The organism is Micromonospora terminaliae (assembly GCF_009671205.1).
Lineage (GTDB): Bacteria > Actinomycetota > Actinomycetes > Mycobacteriales > Micromonosporaceae > Micromonospora > Micromonospora terminaliae.
In genome coordinates this window covers 3222375-3247903 of record NZ_CP045309.1, presented here as the reverse complement: position 1 = coordinate 3247903, position 25529 = coordinate 3222375, and the positions used below count along the sequence as shown (strand labels likewise).

17 protein-coding genes are annotated in these 25529 nt (G+C 71.1%); 13 read left to right on the top strand and 4 right to left on the bottom strand.

Annotation, left to right across the window (positions count from 1 at the left end; translation table 11 throughout):
- Positions 1-39 precede the first annotated feature (39 nt).
- Positions 40-1524, bottom strand: a complete 1485-nt coding sequence (locus tag GCE86_RS14615) for an endo-1,4-beta-xylanase (RefSeq protein WP_154227481.1) — start codon at positions 1522-1524, stop codon at positions 40-42.
- Between the two features lie 40 nt (positions 1525-1564).
- Positions 1565-3667 carry a family 43 glycosylhydrolase gene (locus GCE86_RS14610; RefSeq protein WP_154227480.1) on the bottom strand — a complete coding sequence of 701 codons (2103 nt, stop codon included), beginning with the start codon at positions 3665-3667 and terminating at the stop codon, positions 1565-1567.
- Between the two features lie 400 nt (positions 3668-4067).
- On the opposite strand from GCE86_RS14610, the gene GCE86_RS14605 reads away from it, so the two are divergent.
- The 11 genes from GCE86_RS14605 to araA all read left to right on the top strand — a co-directional run bounded on the left by GCE86_RS14605 (position 4068) and on the right by araA (position 20155).
- The gene (locus GCE86_RS14605) at positions 4068-5660 is read left to right on the top strand and encodes a sigma-70 family RNA polymerase sigma factor (protein ID WP_154230505.1); all 1593 of its coding nucleotides are present in this window, start codon (positions 4068-4070) and stop codon (positions 5658-5660) included.
- Between the two features lie 382 nt (positions 5661-6042).
- Positions 6043-7884 (top strand): family 43 glycosylhydrolase, encoded by a 1842-nt coding sequence (locus tag GCE86_RS14600; RefSeq protein ID WP_154227479.1) that lies wholly within the window; start codon positions 6043-6045, stop codon positions 7882-7884.
- A gap of 285 nt (positions 7885-8169) precedes the next feature.
- A complete protein-coding gene (locus GCE86_RS14595; protein WP_154227478.1) occupies positions 8170-9693 on the top strand; it encodes a non-reducing end alpha-L-arabinofuranosidase family hydrolase in 1524 nt (507 codons plus the stop codon).
- A gap of 316 nt (positions 9694-10009) precedes the next feature.
- Positions 10010-10996 carry a LacI family DNA-binding transcriptional regulator gene (locus GCE86_RS14590; RefSeq protein WP_204341971.1) on the top strand — a complete coding sequence of 329 codons (987 nt, stop codon included), beginning with the start codon at positions 10010-10012 and terminating at the stop codon, positions 10994-10996.
- A 434-nt stretch (positions 10997-11430) separates the two neighbouring features.
- Positions 11431-13113, top strand: a complete 1683-nt coding sequence (gene araB, locus GCE86_RS14585) for a ribulokinase (protein WP_154227476.1) — start codon at positions 11431-11433, stop codon at positions 13111-13113.
- Positions 13110-13790: an L-ribulose-5-phosphate 4-epimerase gene (locus GCE86_RS14580; protein ID WP_154227475.1), complete on the top strand. Its 681-nt coding sequence runs from the start codon at positions 13110-13112 to the stop codon at positions 13788-13790. The genes araB and GCE86_RS14580 overlap by 4 nt, the downstream gene beginning before the upstream one ends.
- Positions 13791-13927: 137 nt before the next feature.
- The gene (locus tag GCE86_RS14575; RefSeq protein WP_154227474.1) at positions 13928-14923 is read left to right on the top strand and encodes an ABC transporter substrate-binding protein; all 996 of its coding nucleotides are present in this window, start codon (positions 13928-13930) and stop codon (positions 14921-14923) included.
- A gap of 108 nt (positions 14924-15031) precedes the next feature.
- A complete protein-coding gene (locus tag GCE86_RS14570; protein ID WP_154227473.1) occupies positions 15032-16573 on the top strand; it encodes a sugar ABC transporter ATP-binding protein in 1542 nt (513 codons plus the stop codon).
- A complete protein-coding gene (locus GCE86_RS14565; protein ID WP_154227472.1) occupies positions 16570-17640 on the top strand; it encodes an ABC transporter permease in 1071 nt (356 codons plus the stop codon). Before GCE86_RS14570 ends, GCE86_RS14565 begins: the two co-directional genes overlap by 4 nt.
- Positions 17637-18626 carry a galactofuranose ABC transporter, permease protein YjfF gene (gene yjfF / locus GCE86_RS14560; RefSeq protein WP_154227471.1) on the top strand — a complete coding sequence of 330 codons (990 nt, stop codon included), beginning with the start codon at positions 17637-17639 and terminating at the stop codon, positions 18624-18626. Before GCE86_RS14565 ends, yjfF begins: the two co-directional genes overlap by 4 nt.
- Before the next feature lie 26 nt (positions 18627-18652).
- Complete coding sequence (gene araA / locus GCE86_RS14555) at positions 18653-20155, top strand: L-arabinose isomerase (RefSeq protein WP_154227470.1); 1503 nt, start codon at positions 18653-18655, stop codon at positions 20153-20155.
- Between the two features lie 97 nt (positions 20156-20252).
- Here the strand turns inward: araA and GCE86_RS14550 are convergent, their stop codons facing one another.
- Together GCE86_RS14550 and GCE86_RS31850 are read right to left on the bottom strand one after the other, a co-directional pair.
- Positions 20253-21701 (bottom strand): glycoside hydrolase family 62 protein, encoded by a 1449-nt coding sequence (locus tag GCE86_RS14550; protein ID WP_204341972.1) that lies wholly within the window; start codon positions 21699-21701, stop codon positions 20253-20255.
- A gap of 251 nt (positions 21702-21952) precedes the next feature.
- Positions 21953-22114 (bottom strand): hypothetical protein, encoded by a 162-nt coding sequence (locus GCE86_RS31850; RefSeq protein ID WP_204341973.1) that lies wholly within the window; start codon positions 22112-22114, stop codon positions 21953-21955.
- A gap of 293 nt (positions 22115-22407) precedes the next feature.
- Here GCE86_RS31850 and GCE86_RS14545 point away from each other — a divergent pair, with 293 nt between their 5' ends.
- Positions 22408-23715, top strand: a complete 1308-nt coding sequence (locus GCE86_RS14545; protein ID WP_154227468.1) for a CE1 family esterase — start codon at positions 22408-22410, stop codon at positions 23713-23715.
- 164 nt (positions 23716-23879) lie between these two features.
- On the top strand, positions 23880-25526 hold the full coding sequence (locus GCE86_RS14540; protein WP_154227467.1) for a glycoside hydrolase family 27 protein: 1647 nt from the start codon (positions 23880-23882) through the stop codon (positions 25524-25526).
- Positions 25527-25529: the final 3 nt, after the last annotated feature.

Here is a 25529-nt window from a genome sequence, read left to right as displayed (position 1 = left end):
CCTCAGCAGGCCGCTGCGCCCGCTGCGGGAAGCCGTCCGTCACCCGATCCGGACGGGTTGCCATTGCTGGTTGGTGCCGTTCCAGTCGGTGTACTGGACGATGTTGGCGCCGTCGGTGGTGGCGGCTCCCTGTACTTCGACGGCTTTGCCGCTGTTGCGGTTGATGAGTCGGAGGTAGCCGCCGGAGTCGGTGAGTTGGAACTGCTGGTTGGTGGCGTTGGCGTCGGTCCATTGGATGAGGGGTGCGCCGTCGGTGGTGGCGCGGTTGGAGACGTCGAGGACCTTGCCGGAGTTGCGGGACTTGAGGCGGTAGTAGCCGCCGCCGGAGTCGACGAACTGCCATTGCTGGTTGGTGCCGTTGTTGCGGGTCCACTGGGTGATGCGGGCGCCGTCGGCGGTGGCGGCGCCGTAGACGTCGAGGGCCTTGCCGCTGTTGCGGTTGACCAGCACGTACCAGGCGTTGGTGTCGACGGGACCCGGCGGCGGGGTGGTGCCGCCGGCGTTGAGGGCGTTCAGCACGGCGGTGTAGGCGGCCTTCTTGTTGCCGCCGGCGTCGAAGAGCAGCGGGTTGTCGCCGCCGCGCCAGGAGTCGCTGTCGCGGACGCCCCAGGTGGTGATGCCGGTGCAGCGGGTCACGGCCAGGCACGCCCTGGTGACGGCGGCGTACATGTTGGCCTGGTTGGAGCCCTGCGTGATGTCGAGTTCGGTGATCTGGACGTCGACGCCCAGGTCGGCGAAGCGCTGGAGGTTGGCCTGGTAGTCGCCGGGCAGGGTGGTGCCCAGGTGGGACTGGAAGCCGACGCAGTCGATGGGCACGCCGCGGGACTTGAAATCGCGGACCATGTTGTAGACGCCGGTCGACTTCGCGTTGACCCCGTCGGTGTTGTAGTCGTTGTAGCAGAGCTTCGCGGCGGGGTCGGCGGCCCGTGCGGTACGGAACGCGACCTCGATCCAGTCGTTGCCGGTGCGCTGGAGGTTCGAGTCCCGGCGGCCGCCGCTGCCGCCGTCGGCGAACGCCTCGTTGACGACGTCCCAGGCGTAGATCTGGCCGCGGTAGTGCGTGGCGACCTGGGTGACGTGGTTCATGGCGGCGTTGCGCAGGGCCGTGCCGGACAGGCTCTGTGCCCAGCCGGGTTGTTGGGCGTGCCAGAGCAGGGTGTGCCCGCGGACCCGCATGCTGTGGGCCTGGGCGTGGGCGACGATCTGGTCGCCGCCGGTGTAGCGGAACTGGTTCTGGGACGGTTCGGTGGCGTCCCACTTCATCTCGTTCTCGGGCGTGATCGCGTTGAACTCGCGGTCGAGGATGCCGGTGAACTGGCCGTCCGACAGCTTGAACGCCGGGACGGCGGCGCCGAAGTAGCGTCCCTTCTCGGCGGCCGAGCCACCGAGCGTGGTGCCCGCGTCGGCGGAGCCGGCGATGACCAGTGGGGCGCCGACCGCGATCAGCGCGGCGGTCATCAGGAGCAGGATCGCCCGTAGCCCCTGCGCGAGTCGCCAGTGCGGCGGGCGGGGATGTTGCCTCATGGTGCACACCTTTCGGGTCGTGGCTGGTGGCGGTGCACGGTCAGGGGGTGGTCAGGTCGAACGAGCGGACGGTGACGGCGCCGCCGAGGGCCCGGGTGGCGTAGTTGAAGATCGCGTAGCGGTAACCCATGAAGAACTGCCAGGCGTTGTTGAGGGTGAGGGCCGGGCCCAGGGGCGTGAAGGTGACGCCGTCGGTGCTGTAGGAGAACCGGGCCTGCCTCCCGGTTCCCGGGCGGATGTCCGCGGTGGCCCGCAGCCAGATCCGGCCGCCGGAGACCGCGGCGGAGGCCGCCTCGGTGCCGGTCCCGGTGGTGTTCCAGCTGCCGTCCATGGTCAGGCCGTTGACGAGCGTGACCCGGGTGGCGCCGCCGTCGCGCCGGACGCCGATCCACGCCGAGGAGTCGCGCAGCATCGCCAGACCGGACCGGTCGCCGTCGGTCGTGGCCGAGTAGTCCAGCTCGATGGTCGCCGTGGACGTCGGTCCCTGGATGCGGTGCGTGAGCGTGTTGCGGGCCGCGTACAGGTCGTTCGTGACGGTCGCGGTCTGCAGGCGCAGCCCGCTGCCGGTCGACCACTTCGTGTTGTCCGGGTTGTGGTTCCACTCCCACCGCGGGCCGAGGCTGCTGCCGGTGAAGGTGTCCGGGCCGGTCATCGGCCGCACCGTCTTCGACGAGGCGGGGATGTTGGGCGCGGGATAGCTCGCACCCCAGGCGCCGTTGACGGTCTGCACGGCCGGCCACCCGTCGGCGGTCCAGGTGATCGGTGCCAGGACCGGGACCCGGCCGCCCGGGTACGCGTCCTGGAACGCCATGTAGTACCAGTCGCCGTTCTGCGTCTGCACGAGACCGCCCTGATGCGGCACGCCCCCACCGGCGATCGGGCCGGGCATGTCGAGCAGCACCTGGCGCATCTCGTACGGGCCGAACGGGCTGGTGGACCGCAGCACGTACTGGCCGTTGGCGGGACGGGTCAGCCAGATGTAGTAGTAGCCGTTGCGCTTGTAGAACCGCGAGCCTTCGAGCGTGCCGACGTTCGACGGGGTGGTGAACACCTGCTGGGCGCGCACCTGGCTCAACCCGTCGGCCGACAGTTGCGCCACGCTGATGGTGGTGTTGCCGTAGGCGACGTACATGGTGTCGTTGTCGTCGACGAGCAACCCGGCGTCGTAGTAGCAGTTGTTGATCTGCGAGCGCTTCTGCCAGGTGCCGTCGACGGCCGTCGAGGTGTACACGTACGTGCGGTTGAACTCGACGCACCCGATCCAGTAGTAGGTGCTGTTGCTCCTGCGGTAGTTGAAGGCCGACGCCCAGATCCCCTTGACGTACGCGCGCCCGCCGGTGAGGTTGTACGCGCCGGAGCCGAAGTCGAGGCTCGGCACCGAGTGCCCCGCGTACTCCCAGTGCACCAGGTCGTAGGAGCGCAGGATCGGCGCGCCGGGGGAGTAGTGCATGGTCGAGGCCGAGTAGTAGTAGGCGTCACCGACCCGGATGATGTCGCCGTCGGCGAAGTCCTGCCACACGACGGGGTTGGTGTACGACGTCGCCGGCGACGTGGTGGGTGTCGGGCCGGTGGTGTCGACCCGGACGAGTTGCCATTGCTGGTTGGTGCCGTTCCAGTCGGTGTACTGGACGATGGCGGCGCCGTCGGTGGTGGCGGCTCCCTGTACTTCGACGGCTTTGCCGCTGTTGCGGTTGATGAGTCGGAGGTAGCCGCCGGAGTCGGTGAGTTGGAACTGCTGGTTGGTGGCGTTGGCGTCGGTCCATTGGATGAGGGGTGCGCCGTCGGTGGTGGCGCGGTTGGAGACGTCGAGGACCTTGCCGGAGTTGCGGGACTTGAGGCGGTAGTAGCCGCCGCCGGAGTCGACGAACTGCCATTGCTGGTTGGTGCCGTTGTTGCGGGTCCACTGGGTGATGCGGGCGCCGTCGGCGGTGGCGGCGCCGTAGACGTCGAGGGCCTTGCCGCTGTTGCGGTTGACCAGCACGTACCAGGCGTTCGTGTCGACCGTCGCCGCGGCCGCCTCGGTCGCGTTCACCGCGGCGGCGGCGACGCTCGCCAGCAACGTCACGGCAGCGGCGATGGCCAGACCCGCACGTCGGCCTCGTCGGTGTCCTGCGGCCGGTGGGGCCGTCCCGTCGATGGTCATGGGTGTGTTCCCTCCGGTCGGGGAGTCGCTACTCGCTGTTAGCGCTAACAATGGGCGGCGACGGGCGGTGTGGATGTGTGGTGGTCCGGGGATCCCGACGTGTGCGGGGGCGAGCGCCTGAATGCACGGACAGCGGGGCCGTCAACGTTGCCAGAATGTTTCTGCGCATTCAAGAGCTAAGGCGTCTGTCGATGCCTTTACGTCTCCGGCAGCGCCTGCGGCCCACGGAGCCGTTCGACTGTCGACCTGTCGCCGTCACGCCTCATAACAGTTTTTCGCCGCTGATTTCGCGGCAGCGCGGACACGGAACGGCAGCGCGGACGGAAGGGCAGGGCCGACGCTCGCTCCGCCCCTTCTTGACGCGGCCGTCGGAATCGAGTTGTGTGACTGCGACGTGAAGATGCGAGCTACCGGAGTTAACGAGGCGGACCTCGTGGTCGCGGCCCAGGCGGGTGACCGGCGGGCCATGGACGAGCTGGTCGGTGCCGGCCTGCCGCTGGTCTACGCGCTCGTGCACCGCGCGCTGAGCGGTCATCCGGACACCGACGACGTCGTCCAGGACACCATGCTGCGTGCCGTCCGCCGGCTTCCGGAGCTGCACACCCCGCAGAGCTTCCGGCCCTGGTTGGCCGCGATCGCCCTGCGCCAGGTCAGCACTCATCTGCACCGCCGGCAGGTGGCCGACCGCTGGGCCGCCTCCCTGGACGAGGCGGCCGGGATGCCGGACGTCGCGGCCGCCTTCGAGGACCTGACCACGCTGCGCCTGGAGCTGTCCGGGCAGCGCCGCCAGCTGGTCCGGGCGAGTCGCTGGCTCGACCCGGACGATCGGGCGTTGCTCTCGCTGTGGTGGCTGGAGGCGGCCGGAGAGCTGAGCCGGACCGACCTCGCGGAGGCCCTGGCCGTCGGCGTCGGGCACGCGGCGGTGCGGGTGCAGCGCATGCGTCATCGACTCGACGTGAGCCGCGAGCTGGTCGCCGCGCTGGAGGCCGGACCGAGATGCGCCGGGCTGGAAGCCGCGGTGGCGGGGTGGGACGGCGTCCCGAGTCCGTTGTGGCGCAAGCGCCTGGCCCGGCACACCCGCTCCTGCGAACGCTGCGCGGTATCTGCCGAGGGCCTCATCGTCGCGGAGCGGCTGCTGCTCGGCGCCGCCCTGCTCCCCGTCCCGGTCGGGCTCGCGACCGTGCTGCTCGGCAGGGGTGCGCTCGACGCGGCCGCCACGTCGACGGCCACCCTGTCCGGTGCGGTGGGCGGAGGATCCGGCGGTGGCATCGGCGCGGGCGCCAAGGCCGGACTGCTCGCCCAGCTGCTCCAGGCGGTGGTGGCCCACCCCGTCGCCGCGGTCGTGGTCGCCGGCGCCGTCGCATCCGGCGTCGCGGCCACCGTGACGGTCCTGCCGTCCCACCCGCCGCCCCGGGCGTCCGCGCCGGTTGCGGCACCGGCCTCGCCGTCCGGGCCACCCGCGGTCCCGTCGTCGGCGCCGGCGGTCGCCGTGCCCCAGCCGGCACCACCGACGGCTCCGTCCGCCAGACCCTCGGCCCGCCGTACCGCGTCCCTGGCCGCGGGACGGCCCGTGTCGCTCGAGTCGGCCGACGGGACCGGACGGTACGTCACCACCGTCGACGGCCTCGGTGTCCTGCGGCCGGTCGGGCCGGGCAGCCCCGACGCGGCGCGCCGCCAGGCGACCTTCACGGTGCTCGCGGGCCTGGCCGACCCCCGCTGCTTCTCCTTCCGTGCCCGCGACGGCCGGTACCTGAGGCACGCGTCCTGGCGGCTGCAGCTCAGCCCCGCCGTGGGCACCGAGCTGTTCCGCGGTGACGCCACCTTCTGCCCGCGCGACGGGGCGACCGCCTCCTCCACGGCGCTGGAGGCGTCGAACTATCCCGGCTGGTTCCTCCGGCATCGCGACGGGCAGCTGTGGGTGGACCAGGCGGACGGCACCGCCACCTTCCGCGCCGACAGCTCATTCCGGATCCGGCCCGCGCTGGCGGGCTGACCCGCGCCCCGAGCCGCTCCCGGGTGCCACCGATTGCCGCCGCGCGCTGCTCGATGCGTCTCGCCGGACGACCGCATCCAGACGCCCGCGATAACAGTTTTCCGCATCACGGTTCCGACGTCGCACGCGAACAGGGATAGAACCATTTCCAATAGACTCCCTTCATTGCTCCTGACTGCTGTTATCGCTAACATGCGTGCTACGGGACTGCGCGGGGCGCTGGGAGCCGGGCGACGCGACGCCCGTTCAGTCCGGGGCGGCCCCGGCTCGTCGGGGCCGCCACATCCGGCCGCTGCCGCCACGCCGACGCCGGGGATCAGCCGGTGCACCCGCACCAACGGCGCCGACCAGCAGCGGCAGTTCGTCCCCCTTGGAGGCAGACATGAGGGTGAGCCCCCCGCTCCCCGGCACGCTCCGCACCCGGCGGATCCTCGCCTGGATCACGGCGGTGCTCTGCGCCGCCGCTCTGGTTCCCGGCGTGGCCCGGGCGGACAATCCGATCATCCAGCACATCTACACGGCCGACCCGGCCCCGCTCGTGCACGACGGCCGGGTGTACCTCTACACCGGTCACGACGAGGACGGCTCGACCTGGTTCACCATGAAGGAATGGCGGGTGTGGTCGTCCGCCGACATGGTCAACTGGACCGACCACGGATCCCCGCTCAACATCGCCAGCTTCAGCTGGGCCAGCGCGGACGCCTGGGCCGGCCAGGTCGTCGCCCGCAACGGCAAGTTCTACTGGTACGTACCCATGACCGTCCGGGCGACCGGCGCTATGGGGATCGGGGTGGCGGTGGCCGACAGCCCGACCGGCCCCTTCCGTGACGCCATCGGCCGGCCGCTGGTGTCCAACGGCGAGATCGACCCGACCGTCTTCGTCGACAGCGACGGGCAGGCCTACCTGTACTGGGGCAACCCCAACCTCTGGTACGTGAAGCTGAACGCCGACATGATCTCCTTCTCGGGCAGCCCGACGAAGATCCCGCTCACCACCGCCGGGTTCGGCACCCGCACCGGCGACGCGAACCGGCCGACCCTCTACGAGGAAGGTCCCTGGGTCTACAAGCGCAACGGCCTGTACTACAACGTCTTCGCGGCGAAGTGCTGCTCCGAGTTCATCGGCTACTCGACGGCCCCCGGCCCCACCGGGCCGTGGACCTACCGCGGGACGGTCATGCCGACCCAGGGCAGCAGCTTCACCAACCACCCCGGCATCGTCGACTTCAACGGCGGGTCGTACTTCTTCTACCACAACGGGGCGCTGCCGGGCGGCGGCGGCTTCACGCGGTCGGTCGCGGTGGAGAAGTTCTCGTACAACGCCGACGGCTCGATCCCCACCATCAACATGACGACCACGGGGGCGCCGCAGGTCGGCACCCTCAACCCGTACACCCGCCAGGAGGCCGAGACGATCGCCTGGGAGTCGGGCATCGAGACCGAGGCCGCCAGCGAGGGCGGGATGGACGTCGGCTGGATCGAGAACGGCGACTACATCAAGGTCAAGGGCGTCGGTTTCGGCGCGGGGGCGAGCTCGTTCACCGCGCGGGTTGCCTCCGCGACCAGCGGTGGCACCATCGAGCTCCGCCTCGACGGCACCGCCGGCCCGGTGGTGGGACGCTGCGCCGTCCCGGGCACGGGCGGCTGGCAGACGTGGGCGAACGTCTCCTGCGCCGTGACCGGCGCCGCGGGCACCCACGACCTGTACCTGCGGTTCACCGGCGGCAGCGGCAACCTCTTCAACGTCAACTGGTGGCAGTTCGGTGCGGCCGGCGGCGGCGGCGGGAACCTGATCGCCAACGGGGACGGGGAGAGCGGCACGTCGGGCTGGGGAGTCATGGGCAGCGGGACCCTGTCGTCCAACACCGCAACCGCCCACGCCGGGTCGGCGTCGTTGTCGGTCACCGGGCGTACGGCGTCCTGGAACGGTCCCAGTCAGGACGTGACCTCGAAGCTCACCAACGGAAGGAGCTACACCACCACCCTCTGGGTACGGAGCCAGAGCGGGACGCCGACCGTGAAGGCGACCCTGGCCCTGACCGCCGGCGGCGCCACGACCTACGTCGGACTGACCCCGGGGACCGCGGTCACCCCCGACGGCTGGACGAGGCTCACCGGCACCGCGGCGGCGTCCTGGAGCGGAACGCTCACCGGCGCCACCTTCTACGTGGAGACGGCGTCGGGCACCGACGGCTTCTCGGTCGACGACGTCTCGCTGCAGTAGTGCCCGTCGTGCGGAGAGCGTCAATGTTAGCGCCAACATCAACGCACCTGTTTCCGGAACATTGCCACTTGACTACCGGAATGTTATCGCTCACAGTCGATGGATCAGGGCGGCGACGCCAGGGGCCTTCCGGGCAGGCCCGCTTCGTCCGACCTTCGTTCAGGCGCGTGCCGGCACACGCAGGCGAGCTGTCAGCGCTGACAGCCCACTGTGTACGCCCGGCCCGGCGTCGCGGTGCGCCCGTCGTCGGCGGACCGTTCGGCTCTTGGTCTCAGGAGGAGGATCATGTCTGCCTTTGGTAGTGCTGGCTCGATCGCGCCGCCGTCGCGGCGGCGTGGATGGCTGCCGCGGCTGGTCGCCGCCAGCGTCGCAGCGGTGGTGGTCGGCGGTGCCGCCGCGGTGGCGCTGTCGACGCCCGCCGCCGCGGCGACGGTCGACACGAGCGCGTGGTACGTGTTGGTCAACCGCAACAGCGGCAAGGCCCTGGACGTGTACAACCTGGCCACGAATGACGGCGCTCGCATCGTGCAGTGGACCCGGAACAACGGCAACCAGCAGCAGTGGCAGTTCGTGGACTCGGGCGGCGGCTACTACCGGTTGCGGTCGCGGCTGTCCGGCAAGGTGCTGGACGTCTACAACTGGTCGACCGCCAACGGCGCCAACATCGTGCAGTGGTCCGACGCCAACCAGGCCAACCAGCAGTTCCGGCTGGCCGACTCGGACAGCGGCTACGTCCGGTTGATCAACCGGAACAGCAACAAGGTCGTGGAGGTGCAGGGTGCCTCGACCGCCGACGGCGGGAGCATCGTGCAGTACGACGACTGGAACGGCGGCAACCAGCAGTGGCAGCTCGTCCGGGTCGACGGCGGGAGCAACCCCACCACGCCGCCGCCGGGCGGCTCGTGCACGCTGCCGTCGACGTACCGCTGGTCGTCGACCGGCTCGCTGGCGAACCCGAGGTCGGGATGGGTCTCGCTCAAGGACTTCACCAACGTCGTCCACAACGGCCGGCACCTCGTCTACGCCACGACGCACGACACCGGAACGTCGTGGGGCTCGATGAACTTCACCCCGTTCACGAACTGGTCCGACATGGCCTCGGCCAGCCAGAACGCGATGCCGTTCTCGGCTGTCGCGCCCACGCTCTTCTACTTCGCGCCGAAGAACATCTGGGTGCTGGCCTACCAGTGGGGTGGGACCGCCTTCTCCTACCGGACGTCGAGCGACCCCACCAACGTGAACGGGTGGTCGGCGCAGCAGACGCTCTTCACCGGAAGCATCTCCGGCTCCGGCACGGGACCCATCGACCAGACGCTGATCGGTGACAGCCAGAACATGTACCTGTTCTTCGCCGGGGACAACGGCAAGATCTACCGGGCCAGCATGCCCATCGGGAACTTCCCGGGCAACTTCGGCTCGACCTACACCACGATCATGAGTGATTCGACCAACAACCTGTTCGAAGGGGTCCAGGTCTACAAGATCCAGGGCCAGAACCAGTACCTCATGCTCGTCGAGGCGATCGGCGCGCAGGGGCGCTACTTCCGCTCGTTCACGGCCACCAGCCTGGGCGGTTCGTGGACGCCGCAGGCCGCGACGGAGGGCAACCCCTTCGCCGGCAAGGCCAACAGCGGCGCCACCTGGACCAACGACATCAGCCACGGTGACCTCGTGCGGAGCAACCCCGATCAGACCATGACCGTCGACCCCTGCAATCTGCAGTTGCTCTACCAGGGCCGGGCCACCAACTCCGGCGGGGACTACGGCCTCCTGCCGTACCGCCCGGGTGTGCTGACGTTGCAGCGGTAGGGGCGTGACGCCGGTCCGGCCCGCACGGCCTCCTGGAGGCTCGCGGGCGGGATCGCGGGGAACCGGAGCGGGCGGGCTCGGCCGAGGCGAGCCCGCCCGCTCGCGCCCGCGCCGCGTCGGCCACCGGGGCCCGTGCCTCGGCCGGTGGCAACGCGGTCTGGGCGTACACTGTCGCTGGCCTTGCGCGGGGCCGCCCCGGATGCTCAGCCGGGGTGGGTGCAGGGCGGCGGATGGCGCATCCCGCGGCTCCGGCGTCGACCGCCGGGCGTGGTCGGGGGCTTGGCGGGGGAGGGTGGGTGCCGTGCGGGGTCCCGCGATGACGGATGTGGCCCGCCTTGCCGGGGTCTCCCACCAGACCGTGTCGCGGGTGCTGAACGGGCACCCCAACGTCCGCGAGCAGACCCGGCTGCGGGTGCAGGCGGCGATCGCCGAGCTCGGCTACCGGCCGAACCGCGCGGCTCGCGCGCTGGTGACCGGCCGCTCGCAGGTCATCGGCGTGGTCGCGCAGAACACCACCCTGTACGGCCCGGCGTCGTTGCTGGCGGCGCTGGAGCAGACCGCCGCCGAGGAGGGCTTCGCGGTCAGCGTGGGCAGTGTCCGGGATCTGGACCAGGTGTCCATCTCCGAGGCGGTCGAGCGGCACCTGGCGCACCGGGTGGCGGGGATCGTCGTCATCGCGCCCGTCGAGTCGGCCGGTGAGGCGCTGGAGCACCTGCCGAAGGACGTCCCCCTGGTGACGGTCGACGGCGACCCCCGTCGCCCGGTGCCGCTCGTGACGGTGGACCAGGTGGCGGGCGCGCGGGAGGCCACCCGGCACCTGCTGGAGGCCGGTCACCGCACGGTGTGGCACGTGTCCGGGCCCGCCGACTGGTTCGACAGCGCCGGGCGGATCGAGGGCTGGCGGGAGGCGTTGCAGGCCGCGGGCGCCGAGGTGCCGCCACTGGTGCCGGCGGACTGGTCGGCGGCCTCGGGCTACCGGTGCGGGCAGATGCTGGCGCGGATGCCCGAGGTGACGGCGGTCTTCACGGCCAACGACCACCTGGCGCTGGGCGTGTTGCGGGCCCTGCACGAGTACGGCCGGAAGGTGCCGGACGAGATCAGTGTGGTGGGCTTCGACGACGTGCCGGAGGCGGCGTACTTCATTCCGCCGCTGACCACCGTCCGGCCGGACTTCGCCGCGGTGGCCCGGGCCAGCCTTGACCTGCTGCTCGCGCAGTTCGAATCCGGCGCGGTCGGCGAGCTGCGGCAGACCATCGCACCGACCCTGATCACCCGGCAGAGCGTCGCCGCGCCGCCGGAGTGAGCGCCGGGCCGGTCGACGCCTGGTTCGATCCGCACTTGTTGTGACCGTTCACAGCCCGACGGCCGGACGGTCCTCGGCAGTCTGCGCGGCGCCACGTCGTCGAGCCGAAGGTCTACGACGTGGCGCGGCGGGCGGACCGGCCTGAGCGCTCCGGCCGGTTGCGGCGTCGCCGTTAGGCGGAGCCGCCAGCGATGAGCAGCGGAGTTAGCGCTAACAGCACCCCGAGGGGGAGCAAGCCACGGCAGCCGCCTCAGAAGCAGCTGGGCGACGCATCGATACCTGTGAACGTTAACACCACTTCGCCCCGCTTGATCGATTCGCTCGGCATGGCCCGCTGGGTCGATGGCCGCGCCGTTACGGGACTGTTGCGATCGCGTCTTGACCGACGCCGATGTGAGCGCTAACAATGTGAGCCACGGCACGGGGAGGTGGAGATGGCGGGTATGCACGGACCGGGGGACCGGTACGTCGTCGGGGTCGACTTCGGGACGCTGTCGGGCCGGGCGCTGGTGGTCCGGGTCGGAGACGGCGCGGAGCTCGGCACCGCGGTCCACGAGTACGGGCACGGCGTCATCGAGTCGGCGCTCCCGGACGGGACGCCGCTGCCGCCGGACTGGGCGTTGCAGGACCCGGAGGACTACCGGAACGTGCTGCGGCACGCCGTGCCGGCCGCCGTGGCCGCCGCCGGGATCGACCCGGCCCGGGTGATCGGTATCGCCACCGACTTCACCGCCTGCACCGTCCTCCCCACCCTGGCCGACGGCACCCCGCTCTGCGAGGTGCCCGAGCTGCGGAGCCGGCCGCACGCCTGGGTGAAGCTGTGGAAGCACCACGCCGCGCAGCCGCACGCCGACCGGATCAACGCCCTCGCGCACGAGCGCCGGGAACCCTGGATCCAGCGGTACGGCGGGAAGATCTCCGCCGAGTGGCAGTTCGCGAAGGGCCTGCAGCTCCTCGACGAGGACCCGGAGATCTACCGGCGCGCCGCGCGGTTCGTCGAGGCGGCGGACTGGATCGTCTGGCAGCTCTGCGGGGTGGAGACGCGCAACATCTGCACCGCCGGCTACAAGGGCATCCGCCAGGACGGGCGGTACCCGTCCCCGGAGTTCCTGGCGGCGCTCGACCCGGGGTTCGCCGGCTTCGTCGGCAAGCTGGACGGGCCGCTGCTTCCCCTGGGCGCCCGGGCGGGCGCCCTGACCGCCCAGGCCGCGGCCTGGACCGGCCTGCGCGAGGGCATCGCGGTCGCCGCCGGCAACGTCGACGCCCACGTCACCGCGGCCTCGGCCCAGGCGCTGGCGCCCGGCCATCTGGTCGCCATCATGGGCACGTCGACCTGCCACGTGGTCAACGGCACCGAGCTGGCGGAGGTGCCCGGCATGTGCGGCGTCGTCGAGGGTGGACTCAGCCCCGGCGCCTGGGGCTACGAGGCCGGCCAGAGCGGCGTCGGCGACATCTTCGGCTGGTTCGTGGACCACGCCGCGCCGGCGGGCGTCGACTCGCACGAGCGGCTCTGCGAGCTGGCCGCGGCGCAGCCGGTCGGCGCCCACGGGCTGATCGCGCTGGACTGGTGGAACGGCAACCGCTCCCTGCTGGTCAACCACGACCTGAGTGGTCTCATCCTGGGGCTGACGCTGGCCACCCGGCCCGCGGACGTCTACCGCGCGCTCCTGGAGTCGACCGCCTACGGCACCCGCATGATCATCGAGGCGTTCGTCGAGGCGGGGGTGCCGATCGCGGAGCTGGTGGTGGCCGGCGGCCTGACCGCCAACCCGCTGCTCATGCAGATCTACAGCGACGTCACCAACCGGCCGTTGAGCGTCATCGGTTCGGCGCAGGGCCCGGCCCTGGGCTCGGCGATCCACGCGGCGGTCGCGGCCGAGGCGTACCCGGACATCCACGCGGCCTCCGCCGCGATGGGCCGGGTGGACCGCGACGCCTACCGGCCGGATCCCGGGCGGGCGCGGGCCTACGACGCGCTCTACGCCGAGTACCGGGCCCTGCACGACCACTTCGGACGCGGCGGCAACGACGTCATGTCCCGCCTGCGCGCGATCCGCAACGCCGCCGCCGAGCCGTCGGCGGCACCGGCCGACACGCCCCTGGAGGTGGTCGCATGAGCGCTGAGATCCGCCGGCTGCGGGAGAGCGTGGCCCGGCTGCACGCCGAACTCACGCGCTACCGGCTGGTCGCCTGGACGGCCGGCAACGTCTCGGCCCGGGTGCCCGGTCAGAACCTGATGGTGATCAAGCCGAGCGGGGTCGACTACGACGACCTCGCCCCGGAGAACATGGTCGTGTGCGATCTCGACGGCGTCGTGGTCGAGGGTGACCTCGCGCCGTCGAGCGACACCGCGGCCCACGCCTACGTCTACCGCGCCCTGCCCGAGGTGGGCGGGGTGGTGCACACCCACAGCACGTACGCGACCGCCTGGGCGGCCCGCGGCGAGTCGATCCCGTGCCACCTCACGGCCCAGGCCGACGAGTTCGGCGGTGAGATACCGATCGGCCCGTTCGCCCTGATCGGCGGCGACGACATCGGCAAGGGGATCGTGGCGACCCTCGCCGGGCACCGTTCGCCGGCCGTGCTCATGCGCAACCACGGCGTGTTCACCATCGGCCGCGACGCGCGCGCCGCGGTGAAGGCCGCGGTCATGTGCGAGGACATCGCCCGCACGGCGCACCTGGCCCGGGCGCTCGGCGCGCCGCTGCCGATGGCGCCGGCCGACGTCGACGCCCTGTACGACCGCTACCAGAACGTCTACGGACAGCGACCTCCCGCACCGGCGAGCCCCTGACGGCCGCCCCGATCGCGCGGCCGTTCCCCGGACCGTCCGCGTCGCACCACCGGCAGCACCCCACCAGCGCAGGTCGTGCACCACGGAGTGCGCGGCATCCGACAACGCTTACCCCGAGGAGATTTGCGGTGAAGAGAATGAGGACATACCCGCCGTCCCGCAAGGTCATCGCGGTGCTCGCCGCCGCGTTGCTCGCCACCGGCGTGGCGGCCTGCGGCAACAGCGACACGGGCGGCAGCAGCGGCGGCGACGACGGCAAGATCACGCTTGGGTTCTCCCAGGTCGGCGCCGAGAGCGGATGGCGTACGGCGAACACGACCTCGATCAAGGAGGCCGCCACGGAGGCCGGGATCGACCTGAAGTTCGACGACGCGCAGCAGAAGCAGGAGAACCAGATCAAGGCCATCCGCAACTTCATCCAGCAGAAGGTCGACGTGATCGCCTTCTCGCCGGTGGTGGAGTCCGGGTGGGACACCGTCCTCAAGGAGGCCAAGGACGCCAAGATCCCGGTCATCCTCACCGACCGGTCCGTCGACTCGGCCGACAAGTCCCTCTACAAGACCTTCCTGGGCTCGGACTTCGTGAAGGAGGGCCGGCTCGCCGGGGAGTGGCTGGTGCAGAAGGAGCAGTCGGCCAGCGGCCCGGTCAACATCGTGGAGCTGCAGGGCACGACCGGTTCGGCGCCGGCCAACGACCGGAAGAAGGGCTTCGCCGAGGCGATCGCCGCCAACCCGAACCTCAAGATCGTCGCCTCCCAGTCCGGTGACTTCACCCGCGCCGGCGGCAAGCAGGTGATGGAGCAGTTCCTGAAGGCCAACCCGAAGATCGACGTGCTGTTCGCCCACAACGACGACATGGGCCTGGGCGCGCTGGAGGCGATCACCGCGGCCGGGAAGGTGCCCGGCAAGGACATCACCATCATCACCGTCGACGCGGTCAAGGACGGCATGCAGGCCCTCGCCGACGGCAAGTTCAACTTCATCGCCGAGTGCAGCCCGCTGCTCGGTCCCCAGCTCATGGACCTGGTCAAGAAGGTGCACAACGGCGAGTCGGTGCCGGCCCGGATCGAGACCCAGGAGACCACCTTCACCCAGGAGCAGGCGAAGGAAGCACTGCCGAACCGCAAGTACTGACCGGACGGCGGGGCGGGAACCCCGCATCCGGAGCGGCGGCCGGGCCTCGGGCCCGGCCGCCGCGCCCACACCGCGTACCGCCTCATCGACCAGGAAAGGCCCGGCGGCATGACAGGTAGCCAGCCAGTGCTGACAATGACCGGGATCAGCAAGTCCTTCCCGGGGGTACGGGCGCTCGACGGCGTGGACTTCCGCCTCTTCCCGGGCGAGGTGCACGCCCTCATGGGCGAGAACGGCGCCGGCAAGTCGACCCTCATCAAGGTGCTGACGGGCGTCTACCGCGCCGACCACGGCAGCGTCACGCTCGGCGGCGGGGAGGTGTCGTTCAGCGGCCCGATGCAGGCCACGGCCGCCGGGGTGAGCACCGTCTACCAGGAGGTCAATCTCTGCACCAACCTCTCCGTGGCGGAGAACATCTTCATCGGCCGGGAACCGCGCCGGCTCGGCGCGGTGCGGTGGGCGGAGATGCGCCGGCGGGCCCGCGCCCTCCTCGCCCGGCTCGACCTCGACATCGACGTCAACGCCCAGCTCGGCAGCTACTCGCTGGCCGTGCAGCAGATGGTGGCGATCGCCCGTGCCATCGACGTCGAGGCCCGGGTGCTGGTCCTCGACGAGCCCACCTCCAGCCTCGACGCGGGCGAGGTCGCACAGCTGTTCCGGGTCATGCGGCAGCTACGCGACGACGGCCTCGCCATCCTGTTCGTCACCCACTTCCTCGACCAGGTCTACGAGATCGCCGACCGGATCACCGTGCTGCGCAACGGCCGGCTCGTCGGCGAGTACCCGACGAGCGAGCTTCCGCAGCTCGGCCTGGTGGAGAAGATGATCGGCAAGGAGCTGCGGGCGCTGGAGCGACTGGACGAGCAGTCCCGGCACGACGCGGCCGCACCGGCGGAGGGCGCACCGCTGCTGGACGTCCGCGAGCTGGGCCGCCGCTCGGCGGTGGCACGCTTCGACCTCACCATCCACGAGGGAGAGGTGGTCGGTCTCGCCGGCCTCCTCGGCTCGGGCCGTACCGAGGTCGCCCGGCTGCTGTTCGGCGCCGACCGTGCCGACCACGGCAGCGTCCGGGTGGACGGCACGCCCACGTCGCTGCGTACCCCGGTGGCCGCCATCGGCCACGGCATCGGCTTCTGCTCCGAGAACCGGCGGGCCGAGGGCATCGTCGCCGAGCTGTCCGTCCGGGAGAACATCATCCTCGCCCTGCAGGCCGCCCGGGGCTGGCTCCGGCCCGTTCCCCGCCGCCGGCAGGACGAGCTGGTCGACCGGTACGTGCAGGCCCTCAGCATCCGGCCGGCGGACCCCGACATCCCGCTGGGCAACCTCTCCGGCGGCAACCAGCAGAAGGTCCTGCTCGCGCGCTGGCTCATCACCGAGCCGCGCCTGCTGATCCTCGACGAGCCGACCCGGGGCATCGACATCGGGGCCAAGACCGAGATCCAGCGGCTGGTCGCGCAGCTCTCCGACGGCGGCATGGCGGTGCTGTTCGTCTCCGCCGAGCTGGAGGAGGTGCTCCGCCTCAGCCACCGGATCGCCGTGATGCGGGACCGGGAGATGGTCGCGCAGCTCACCAACGACCAGAGCGTCGACGCCGACCGGATCATGCAGACCATCGCCGCCGGCGCGCGGCACGAGGAGGTGCCGTCATGAGCAACCGAACGGCGGCCTACCGGGCGCTGACGACCCACCGGCTGTTCTGGCCGGTCGTCGTCCTCGTCGTGATGCTGGCCGCCAACACCGTCTACCGGCCCGGCTTCCTGTCGGTGCAGATGCGCGACGGCCACCTCTACGGCAGCCTCATCGACATCCTGCGGCTGAGCGCGCCGCTGATCCTGGTGGCGCTCGGCATGACACTGGTGATCGCCACCGGCGGCATCGACCTCTCGGTCGGCTCGCTCTGCGCGATCAGCGGCGCCATCGCCTGCCTCTACATCAGCCGGCAGCCCGACCAGAACAGCGTCGGCGGGGTGCTGACCGCGCTGGCCCTCGGGCTGGGGGTGGCCCTGGTGCTCGGCGCCTGGAACGGCGTGCTCGTCGCGGTCATCGGCATTCAGCCGATCATCGCCACCCTCATCCTCATGGTGGCCGGCCGGGGCCTCGCCCAGCTGATCACCGAGGGCCAGATCCTGACCATCAACTCCGGCCCGTACAAGGCCATCGGGGTCGGTCACCTGCTGACCCTGCCGCTGGCCATCTTCCTCGCGCTCGCGGCGGCCCTGCTGGTCGCCGCGGTGACCCGCCGGACCGCCCTCGGCCTGATCATCGAGTCGGTCGGCGGCAACGCCCAGGCCAGCCGCCTGGCCGGCATCCGGTCCGGGCGGATCACGTTCCTCGTCTACGTGATCAGCGCGGCCTGCGCTGCGGTCGCCGGATTCATGATGACCGCCAACGTGTCCAGCGCCGACGGCAACGCCGCGGGCCTCTGGGTCGAGCTGGACGCGATCCTCGCCGTGGTCATCGGCGGCACCTCGCTCGCCGGGGGCCGGTTCTCCCTCGGCGGCACGATCCTCGGCGCGCTGCTCATCCAGACCCTCACGACCACGGTGTACGCCATGAACATCTCGCCCCAGACCTCCCTGCTGTTCAAGGCGGTCGTGGTCATCGCGGTCTGCCTCATCCAGGCGCCCGGATTCCGCGCCCGCTTCACCCGGCGCCGAGCCCCGGCGACCGGGCCCGCCCCCGTCAGCGAGCAGCCGAAGGAGCAGGTGCCGGCATGACCACCCTCTCCCTGCTGGCCGCGCGTACCCGGTCACGCCTGCCCCGGCGGCACGTCCCGGTCCTGGCCACCCTCGTCCTGCTGCTGGTCCTGTACGGCGTCGGCGTCTCCCAGTACCGCGCGTTCTCGAACATCCAGGTCGTCTTCAACGTCTTCATCGACAACGGGTTCCTGCTCGTGGTCGCCGTCGGGATGACGTTCGTGATCCTCACCGGCGGGATCGACCTCTCCGTCGGCTCGGTCGTCGCGATGACCGCGATGGTGTCGGCGTTCCTGCTGCGGGAGGGGCTGCCGGCGGCGTTGGTGCTGCTCGTCGCGCTGCTCATCGGGCCGACGCTCGGCTTCCTCATGGGTTGCGTGATCCATTTCTTCGACATCCAGCCGTTCATCGTCACCCTCGCGGGGATGTTCTTCGCCCGCGGCATGTGCACCTTCATCAGCGGGTCGTCCATCCCGATCACCGACGGGTTCTGGACCCGGATGTCCCAGCAACGGATCGGCAACCCCAGCGGCAACTTCGTCTCGATCAGCGTGCTCATCGCCTTCGCGGTGGTCGCCGTCGCCGCGTACACGCTGGCCTACACCCGGCTGGGCCGCAACGTGTACGCCATCGGCGGCAACTCGCAGTCGGCGCTGCTCATGGGGTTGCCGGTGGGGCGTACCCGGATCGCCGTCTACACCATCAGCGGCCTCTGCGCGGCGATCGGCGGCATCCTGCTGTCCTTCTACACGCTCTCCGGCGCCCCGCTGATCGGTGTCGGCATGGAACTCGACGTCATCGCCGCCGTCGTCATCGGCGGGACCGTGCTCACCGGGGGCTCCGGCTACGTCTTCGGCACGGTGCTCGGGGTGCTGGTCCTCGGGGTCATCCAGACACTGATCACCTTCGACGGGAGCCTCAACTCGTGGTGGACGAAGATCGTGATCGGCGGCCTGCTCTTCGCGTTCATCCTGCTCCAACGACTGATCGGAATCCGCTACAAGTGACCGGCCATCTCGCGGAAGGCAATCCCATGGCAACCCACGCTGCGCCTGAGATCTGGTTCCTGACCGGCAGTCAGGCCATGTACGGCGACGACACCCTCCGCCAGGTGGCCGACCAGTCGCGGCAGATCGCGGCCGCGCTCGACGGCTCCCCGGACATCCCCGCCCGGGTCGTCTGGAAACCGGTCCTGACCACCAGCGGCGACATCCTGCGGGTCTGCCGGGACGCCGCCGCGCACGGGGCCGTCGGGGTGGTCGCCTGGATGCACACCTTCTCCCCGGCGAAGATGTGGATCGCCGGCCTGGACGCGCTGCAGACGCCGCTGCTGCACCTGCACACCCAGGCCAACGTCCTGCTGCCGTGGGACGAGATCGACATGGACTTCATGAACCTCAACCAGGCGGCACACGGCGACCGGGAGTTCGGGTTCATCCAGACCCGCCTCGGAGTGGCCCGCAAGACCGTCGCCGGGCACGTCAGCGACCCGCGCGTGGTGTCCCGGGTGGGCGCCTGGGCGCGGGCGGCGATCGGCTGGTCGGCGATGCGGTCGCTGCGGCTGGCCCGCTTCGGCGACAACATGCGCGACGTGGCCGTGACCGAGGGCGACAAGGTGGAGGCGGAGCTGCGCTTCGGGGTCTCCGTGAACACCTACGGCGTCAACGACCTCGTCCAGGTCGTCGGCGAGGTCACCGACGCGCGGGTGGACGACCTGGTCAAGGAGTACGACGACAGCTACCGCATGGCGCCCGAGCTGCGCCCCGGCGGCGACCGCCACGAGTCCCTGCGCTACGCCGCCCGGCTGGAGCTCGGCCTGCGTGCCTTCCTCGAAGCCGGTGGTTTCCGCGCCTTCACCACCAACTTCGAGGACCTGGGCGGGCTGCGCCAGCTGCCCGGCATCGCCGTGCAGCGCCTGATGGCCGACGGCTACGGCTTCGGCGGTGAGGGCGACTGGAAGACCTCGGTCCTCGTGCACACCCTCAAGGCCATGGCGGTCGGGGTCGGCGGCGGCACCTCCTTCATGGAGGACTACACCTACGACCTCACCCCGGGCCGGGAGCTGGTCCTCGGCGCGCACATGCTCGAAGTGTGCCCGAGCATCGCCGCGGGCACCCCGTCCGTCGAGATCCACCCGCTGAGCATCGGCGGGCGGGAGGACCCGGTCCGGCTGGTGTTCGACGCGGCGCCCGGTCCCGCCGTGGTGCTGGGCCTGGCCGACATGGGGGAGCGGTTCCGGCTCGTCGCCAACGAGGTCGACGTGGTGGCGCCGCCGCACCCGCTGCGCCGGCTGCCGGTCGCCCGGGCCGTCTGGCGCCCCCGCCCGCACCTGGCCGGCTCGGCCGAGGCGTGGATCACCGCGGGCGCCCCGCACCACACCGTGCTCTCGCAGGCGGTGGGGGTGGAGGAACTGCACGACCTGGCCGCGATGAGCCGCACCGAGCTGGTGGTCATCGACGCCGACACGAACCCGCGCCGGTTCGCCGACGAGATCCGCTGGAACCAGGCGTACTACCGGCTCGCCCGGGGGTTCTGACCCCGTCCGCCGCGATTTCCCGCGGTCTCTCTCGAACCTGGGCCCGGCAGGCGGGTTTCCGCCTGCCGGGCCCGGGGGGCGCCGGTGGTGGCGTGGGTCAGCAGGTCGAGTTGGTCTGGGTGAGCAGGCCGAGCCGCCAGGGCAGGTTGTTGTAGTCGCCGCCGGCGTTCGGGTCCATGCCCTGGTAGAGATAGCGCAGGTTGCAGGGGCTGACGGCCAGGTTCTGGTCATGGCCGCTGCGGATCATCTCGCCGTGGCTGATGTCACGGGTCCACGCGCCGTTCGGGAAGGCGACGTTGCTCGCCCGCGCGAACGGGTTGCTCTCGGTGTCGGCCAGCGCAGTCCACGGCCCGGTGACGGCCGGGGCGGTCCAGGACCGGAAGTAGCGGCGGCCGTCGCCGCCGATCGCCTCGACGAGCAGCAGGTACCGGTCGCCGACCCGGTAGACGTTGGACGCCTCGAAGAGCCGGTAGCGGTCGCTGTCCTGCATGGCGATGACGGTGTCGGTCATGCCGTTGGGGAAGTTGGCGAGGGTGGTCTGCGACCGGTAGAGGTGCCCGTTGTCGTCGGAGGAGAACAGGTAGCAGTTCGCGGAGTCGCAGATGACCCACATGTCGACCCAGTAGCCGCTGCCGATGTTGTCCCGGATGATCTGCGGCATGTCGCTGTAGAAGTTCTTCGGGGCGCTCCACCCGGCCGGGTTGCTGATGTCCGGGTTGGTCGAGTAGGACGCGTTACCGGTCTGGTAGACGAGGTACCACAGCCGCTGCGGCGCGAAGTAGAACACCTGCGGCGCGGCCCGGTAGCCGGCGCCGATCGGGGTCTGGTCGAGGTAGGTGAACGGCGCCGAGCCGGCCTGGGACCAGTCGGCGAAGCTGGTGTAGACCAGGTTGTAGCCGGCGGACTGCGCGGTGCTGGCGAAGACGTGGTATCTGCCGTTGTAGTAGACGACCGAGGGATCCTTGATCCCGGCGATGCCGCGGCCGTCGTTCTTCGGACCGATCAGCGCGCCGCTGGAGCTCCACCGGAAGCTGCTCGGCAGGCTGCCGGTCGGCGGCGGCGAGCTGGGCGGGGGCGTGCTGGGCGGGGGCGTGTTCGGCGGTGGGGTGGTGCTGGGCGGCGGGGTGGTCGTGCCGCCGGTGCAGGTGGTGCCGTTGAGCGCGAAGCTGCTGGGCGCGGGGTTGCTGCCGGTCCACGAGCCGTTGAAGCCGAAGGACACCCGGGCGTTGCTCCCGATGTTCGCGTTGTAGCTGACGTTCGCGGCCCGCACCTGGCCGCCGCTCTGCGTGATGGCGGCGTTCCAGTACTGGGTGACCTGCTGCCCGGCCGCGTAGCTCCAGGTGAGCGTCCAGCCGGTGACCGGGTCGCCGAGGTTGGTCACGGTGACGCCGGCGGTGAAGCCGCCCGGCCACTGCGAGGAGACCTGGTAGGTGACCGCGCAGCCGGCGGCGGCGGCCTCGGCGGGCAGGGTCACGGCTGCGGCCGTGGCGACCAGGCCCGCGGTGGCCACGAGGGCCGCCACCCTGGCTTTCCGAGTGGTGCGCATCGGGGATCCTTCCGGAGACGGTGCGGTGGGTGCCCGGACGGCGATACGGCAGAACGGCGACGGAACATCGCGCGGGTGTGCCGGCGGCGGCGCGTACGCGGCCCGCACGGCCCGGCGGTGTGCGACGGCTGCGGGAGCTGGTGACCCGTCGACCCGGATGTGCCGGTGCCCTTCGACGGTCGGTGATCCCGAGCGGGGCAGCACGCCCGCGACTCCTGAGCTCGGAACATAGCATGTTATCGATAACATGCTCAACGGGTCTTCTGGACGCCGGCGAGCCGGGCGAGGACCTTCTCGTGCAGGAGGCCGTTGGTCACCACTGCGTTTCCGCGCGTGGCTCCGTCTCCAGGTCCTTCCGTCACCAGGCTGCGGTCGGGCTTGACGGTGCCGGCCGAGCCGTCGCGGGCATTCATGTATTGCGATGTTATCGCTCACACGATAGCTTGTCGCTCGGGAGCGACGGGCCATTCGCGCGGGTCGATCGGGCTGCGATCAGGCGACGCGGCAGGTCGCCACACCTCCGCCGGGCGGCGAGCGCCGCCGGCTCGGCTCCGACCGACGAGAGCCCTGACGGCGTACGCCCGGCCGCCATGGTCCCGCGTCCGGCTACCGGACCGGGCCCCGGCCGGTGGCGGTGCGGTGGCGGACCTGCCGGGCCATTCCCCACCCAGCTACGCCGCCCAGCGCGGCGAAGGGAGTCACCCCGATGGTTGGAACCAGATCCCTCCTCGGCGCATTCGCCGTCGCGGCGCTCGTCGCGGCGACGGCGACCGCCACCGCGTGGAGTGGCGGCCTCGGCGCGAGCGCCGCGGCCGCCGACGTCGGCGCCGCCGCGGCGACCGCCGGCTGCGGCCGGGCACCCACCCTGGCCAGCGGTACCCACTCGATCCAGAGCAGCGGCAGGACCCGCAGCTACCTCCTCAAGGTCCCCGACAACTACGACAGCAACCATCCCTACCGGGTGGTCTTCGGGTTCCACTGGCTGAACGGCACCGCCACCGACGTGGCCACCGGACAGACCGTGCAGCGCGACGTCTGGTCCTACTACGGCCTGCTGCGACTGGCGAACAACAGCACCATCTTCGTGGCGCCGCAGGGCCTCAACAACGGCTGGGCGAACTCCAACGGGGAGGACCTCACCTTCGTCGACGACATGATCCGCCAGCTCGACGCCGGCCTGTGCGTCGACACGACGCAGCGCTTCGCGGTCGGCTTCAGCTACGGCGGCGCCATGAGCCACGCCATCGCCTGCGCCCGCCCCACCGTCTTCCGGGCGGTCGCGGTCCAGTCCGGCGGGCTGCTCAGCGGTTGCAGCGGCGGCAGCCAGCCGGTCGCGTACCTCGGGGTGCACGGCATCCGCGACGGGGTGCTCAACATCTCCGGCGGCCGCGCGCTGCGGGACCGGTTCGTCCGTAACAACGGCTGCACCGCGCAGAGCCCGCCGGAGCCGTCCCAGGGGAGCCTCACCCACCGGGTGACCACCTACTCGGGCTGCTCCACCGGGCACCCGGTGGTGTGGGCGGCGTTCGACGAGGGGCACATCGCCGCCCCGCAGGACGGCGCGACCGGGGACAGCGGCACCCGGACCTGGGTGCCCGGCCTGGTCTGGTCCTTCTTCACCCAGTTCGAGGGCAGCACCCCATCGCCGAGCCCGACCACCCCGTCGCCCGACCCCACCACCCCGTCGCCGGGTGGCGGGGCCTGCCGGGTGAGCGCTGCGGTCAACGCGTGGAACAACGGCCTGACCGAGGACATCACCATCACCAACACCGGCAGCAGCACGATCAACGGGTGGTCCCTGGCCTTCACCCTGCCCGGCGGCCAGAGCATCGTCTCCGGCTGGAACGCCACCTACTCGCCCACCTCCGGGCAGGTGACGGCCCGCAACGTCGGCTACAACGCCACCCTGGCCCCCAACGCCTCGATGAGCATCGGCTTCCAGGCCACGCACACCGGCGACACCGCCAAGCCCGGCTCGTTCACCCTCAACGGCGCGGCCTGCACCGTCGCCTGAGGCGACGACCGGCCGAGCCCGTCCGGCCCGGGCGCGGGACCGACCGCCCCGGGCCGGGACGGACGGAGCCCCACCAACCCACCACCGTCCCGCCGCCGGCGCAGCGCCGACCGCCGGCCGGACCGTCACCTGTGACGGCGTACGCCGCCACGGAAGGAGATCCGATGAGACCGTTCGCCTCGGGCCGCCGCTGGGCCGCTGGCCTCGCGGCCGGCCTGCTGCTGGCCGGCACCCTGACCGGACTGCGCCCGGACACCGCCCTGGCCCTGGAGAACGGGGTCGCCCGCACCCCACCGATGGGCTGGAACAGTTGGAACTCGTTCGGCTGCAACATCAACGAGACCCTGATCCGGCAGACCGCGGACGCCATCGTCGCCAGCGGCATGCGCGACGCCGGCTACCAGTACGTCGTCGTCGACGACTGCTGGTTCAACCCCAACCGCGACTCCGCCGGCAACCTCCAGGGCGACCCCGGCCGGTTCCCCAGCGGCATGCGGGCGCTCGGCGACTACCTGCACGGAAAGGGCCTGAAATTCGGCCTCTACCAGGTTCCGGTCGACCGGACCTGCGCGCAGTACTTCAACTCCTACCCGGGCGCCACCGGCAGCCAGGGCCACGAGGCGCAGGACGCCCGGCAGTTCGCCGCGTGGGGCGTGGACTTCCTCAAGTACGACTGGTGCTCGCCCAACGGCACCATCGACCAGCAGGTGGCGACCTTCGCCAAGATGCGCGACGCGCTCGCGGCGACCGGCCGGCCCATCGTGTACAGCATCAACCCGAACAGCATCCACGCCAAGACCGGCCCGCAGCGCGACTGGGGCGACGTGGCCAACATGTGGCGGACCACCGAGGACATCACCAACGCCTGGGACACCGGCCAGACCAACGGCTACCCGATGGGCGTCCAGAACATCATCAACGTCACCGTGCCCCTGGCCGGGTACGCACGCCCGGGCGCGTTCAACGACCCCGACATGATGGAGGTCGGCCGGGGCGGCATGACCGACACCGAGATGCGCAGCCACTTCGCCATGTGGGCGGTGCTCGCGTCGCCGCTGATCGCCGGCAACGACGTCCGTTCCATGACGCCGGCCACCCAGAGCATCCTGACCAACCGGAACCTGATCGCGATCAACCTGGACATCCTCGGCCGGCAGGCCGCTCAGGTCTCCTTCGACGGCACCCGCCGGGTGCTCGCCAAGCCGCTGGCCAACGGTGACGTCGCGGTGGCCCTGTTCAACCAGGGCAGCAGCACCACGACGATCTCCACCACCGCCGCTGCCGTCGGCAAGAGCGGCAGCAGCTTCACCCTGCTCGACGCGTGGACCAACGCCACTAGCACCACCAGCGGCACCATCGCGGCCAGCGTCCCCGCGCACGGCACCGCGGTCTACCGGGTCAGCGGCGGCGGCACCACCACCCCGCCCCCGACGACCAGCGGCGCGCTGGTCAGCGCCGCCTCCGGTCGATGCCTGGACGTGCCCCAGAGCACCACCGCCAACGGCACGCAGCCGGTCATCTGGGACTGCAACGGTGGCGCCAACCAGCGGTGGACGGTCAACGGGGACACCCTCCAGGCCCTGGGCAAGTGCCTGGACGCGCCGCTGAACGCCACCGCGGGCGCCAAGGCGCAGATCTGGGACTGCAACGGCGGGGCCAACCAGCGCTGGACCCGCAACTCCGACGGCACGGTCCGGGGCCAGCAGTCCGGCCTCTGCCTCGACGTCAACGGCGCGGCCACCGGCAACGGCACCACCGTGATCCTCTGGACCTGCACCGGCGCTGCGAACCAGCGGTGGACACTGCGGTAGCTC

Coding starts and splice junctions, on each gene's coding strand:
- GCE86_RS14580 (WP_154227475.1), top strand. CDS start 13,110: ATGAGCGCTGAGATCCGCCGGCTGCGGGAGAGCGTGGCCCGGCTGCAC.
- GCE86_RS14570 (WP_154227473.1), top strand. CDS start 15,032: ATGACAGGTAGCCAGCCAGTGCTGACAATGACCGGGATCAGCAAGTCC.
- GCE86_RS14565 (WP_154227472.1), top strand. CDS start 16,570: ATGAGCAACCGAACGGCGGCCTACCGGGCGCTGACGACCCACCGGCTG.
- araA (WP_154227470.1), top strand. CDS start 18,653: ATGGCAACCCACGCTGCGCCTGAGATCTGGTTCCTGACCGGCAGTCAG.
- GCE86_RS14605 (WP_154230505.1), top strand. CDS start 4,068: ATGCGAGCTACCGGAGTTAACGAGGCGGACCTCGTGGTCGCGGCCCAG.
- GCE86_RS14595 (WP_154227478.1), top strand. CDS start 8,170: ATGTCTGCCTTTGGTAGTGCTGGCTCGATCGCGCCGCCGTCGCGGCGG.
- GCE86_RS14545 (WP_154227468.1), top strand. CDS start 22,408: ATGGTTGGAACCAGATCCCTCCTCGGCGCATTCGCCGTCGCGGCGCTC.
- GCE86_RS14540 (WP_154227467.1), top strand. CDS start 23,880: ATGAGACCGTTCGCCTCGGGCCGCCGCTGGGCCGCTGGCCTCGCGGCC.
- yjfF (WP_154227471.1), top strand. CDS start 17,637: ATGACCACCCTCTCCCTGCTGGCCGCGCGTACCCGGTCACGCCTGCCC.
- GCE86_RS14590 (WP_204341971.1), top strand. CDS start 10,010: ATGACGGATGTGGCCCGCCTTGCCGGGGTCTCCCACCAGACCGTGTCG.
- GCE86_RS14550 (WP_204341972.1), bottom strand. CDS start 21,701: ATGCGCACCACTCGGAAAGCCAGGGTGGCGGCCCTCGTGGCCACCGCG.
- GCE86_RS31850 (WP_204341973.1), bottom strand. CDS start 22,114: ATGAATGCCCGCGACGGCTCGGCCGGCACCGTCAAGCCCGACCGCAGC.
- GCE86_RS14610 (WP_154227480.1), bottom strand. CDS start 3,667: ATGACCATCGACGGGACGGCCCCACCGGCCGCAGGACACCGACGAGGC.
- GCE86_RS14575 (WP_154227474.1), top strand. CDS start 13,928: ATGAGGACATACCCGCCGTCCCGCAAGGTCATCGCGGTGCTCGCCGCC.
- araB (WP_154227476.1), top strand. CDS start 11,431: ATGGCGGGTATGCACGGACCGGGGGACCGGTACGTCGTCGGGGTCGAC.
- GCE86_RS14600 (WP_154227479.1), top strand. CDS start 6,043: ATGAGGGTGAGCCCCCCGCTCCCCGGCACGCTCCGCACCCGGCGGATC.
- GCE86_RS14615 (WP_154227481.1), bottom strand. CDS start 1,524: ATGAGGCAACATCCCCGCCCGCCGCACTGGCGACTCGCGCAGGGGCTA.